The following is an 840-nucleotide window of genomic DNA, read 5'->3' on the forward strand; positions in this document are numbered from 1 at the left end:
CATACCTTCAGCTCCGCGCGTTCGGTGCCGGCCAGTTCGGCGAAACGTCGGGGGCCGGCCGGCGTGCGGGACCAGGCGAGCAACGCGTCGGCATCCACGGCAGGCCCTGCGGACGTGGGCGACAGGTCAGGATGTCCGAGGCCGAGCCGCTCGGTCACCAGGACCCGCAGGGCGGCGTCCCGGGTCAGGACGCCTGCGGTGCGCGGCCACCCCTGGCCGGTGGGTTCGGCATCGACCAGCGCCTGCAGCAACCAGTCCTCGCGGTACATGCGCATATCGAGGCCGGCGGCCCCGAAGCGCTGCATGACGATTCCCGCCTTCTCGACGGTGAGAGTCCGGCGGTGCACCGCATGTCCTCTCACGTCCCAGCCGAGGTCGTCGTCGTCCACTCCTGTGGTGACGACCAGCAGGTCGCCGGGTGCGGCCTCCTCGCGATGGGTGTGCCATGCGTCGAGGACACCGAGGACGGAGGATTCGTCACGTACGGTGACGCGCCGGGTCCGCTCCCCCACCTCGGCGGTGAACGTGGCGGCGGAACCGGCCGCGTACCGCCCGTGGACCAGCAGCAGGCTGTGCTCGGCCAGTTTCTTGGCGTGCCGGTCGAGCATCGCCTCGATCGTGCGCCGTCCCACCTGCGGCAGTTGTGCCATCAGTCGTCGGTCCCCGTCTCGTCCTTGTGGCCCGCACCGGTCTCGTCCGAGGCCCCGTCCACAGGCTGCCAGGTGACCCGGGCACGGGTGCCGGGGTGCGCGGCCAGGTAGGTGCGGATCTCGCTGCTGAGGCCGTCGACGGTGGCGGCGAGGGTCGCCTCCAGACGGGTCGGCTCGACCACGTAGGCGG

At 71.8% G+C, this 840-nt stretch carries 1 protein-coding gene and 1 pseudogene; both read right to left on the reverse strand.

Annotation, left to right across the window (positions count from 1 at the left end):
* A pseudogene (locus IH13_RS0108485) lies at window positions 1-650 on the reverse strand (BREX-2 system phosphatase PglZ); the annotation flags it as partial.
* On the reverse strand, window positions 650-840 hold a 191-nt coding region (locus IH13_RS0108490), incomplete at its 5' end, for a hypothetical protein (RefSeq protein WP_158791106.1). The pseudogene IH13_RS0108485 and the gene IH13_RS0108490, both read right to left, overlap by 1 nt.

The organism is Streptomyces sp. NRRL WC-3549 (genome assembly GCF_000721935.1).
Taxonomy (GTDB): Bacteria; Actinomycetota; Actinomycetes; order Streptomycetales; family Streptomycetaceae; genus Streptomyces.